We start from the raw sequence: 937 nt of genomic DNA on the forward strand, positions 1-937 counted from the left end.
CGATGGCCCTTCCGTCTCCGCACTGGTGGGGTGCGCGGGCTCCAGTGAAAGGGTCAGGCGCTCTCGGCGAGTGGCATGACAGGGCCTCAAGGCTAGAGTCCGCCGATCATGCAAGAATACGTCCGCCTCCGGTACTCTTCTTACATGACTTTTCTGACAGTGGGGGAGGCCGCCGAGCGCCTCGGGGTCTCGGACCGGCATGTGCGGCGCCTAGCCGAGGATGGCGATATGCCGGCCCGCCGCCTCGGGGGATCCTGGTTCATCGATGAACACACCCTGACCCGTCGTGTGCGCAGGGCACCGGGTACAGGCCGCACCTGGGCTCCGCGGACAGCCTGGGCCGCCGTCGACCTCCTTGCCGGAGGAAACGGACGGGCCTTCCTCGACCAGCCGCGGATCTCCCGTCTGCGCTCCCGGCTGCGAACGCTCACCGCTGCCGAGATGCACCGACTGGCTGAGAACAGGGCCCGGCCCCACCGGTTCCACGCCTCGCCTCGAGCCCGCGCCAAGCTCGCAGACGTTCTCGTGCCCTCGGGGGTGTCCGCCCTGGATCAGTCGGATCTCGCCCGCCGCTTCGGGCTCGCCGCTGTCGAAGGGAACCAGCGAGAGGAGGGCTATCTGCTCGGCGACCTGGAGGCTCTCCAGTCCCGGCTCCGTCTCGACGCCTCAGCGGCGGGGGAAGTGGTGATCCGCCACGTGCCCGCCCCCGTGGATCCCTCCGCTCTGCTGGGCACGGAGACGGTCGTGGCGCTGGACCTCATGGACTCCGACGACGTCCGTGAGCGGGCTGCTGGGCGAGAGGCCCTAGAGCGGCTGTTGCATCGTGTCTGAGTCGCGCCATCTGAGCATGGATGGCAGCCAGTGGCCCGACCCGTGGCCGGCAGTCTTCGAACTGGCCCGGGCGGTCAGCTCCGACCACTGGGTGCTGATCGGCGGG

The 937-nt window shown here is 69.4% G+C and carries 1 protein-coding gene; it reads left to right on the forward strand.

Annotation, left to right across the window (positions count from 1 at the left end; genetic code table 11):
* Nucleotides 1-144 precede the first annotated feature (144 nt).
* Nucleotides 145-831, forward strand: coding sequence for a helix-turn-helix domain-containing protein (locus AB0N07_RS50820; protein WP_350745968.1), 687 nt, complete (start codon nucleotides 145-147; stop codon nucleotides 829-831).
* Nucleotides 832-937 lie beyond the last annotated feature (106 nt).

The sequence above is a fragment of the Streptomyces sp. NPDC051172 genome, from assembly GCF_040682555.1.
Lineage (GTDB): Bacteria > Actinomycetota > Actinomycetes > Streptomycetales > Streptomycetaceae > Streptomyces.

What these genes read in the sequence shown, in the direction of transcription:
- AB0N07_RS50820 (WP_350745968.1), top strand. Translation starts at nt 145, where the DNA reads ATGACTTTTCTGACAGTGGGGGAGGCCGCCGAGCGCCTCGGGGTCTCG.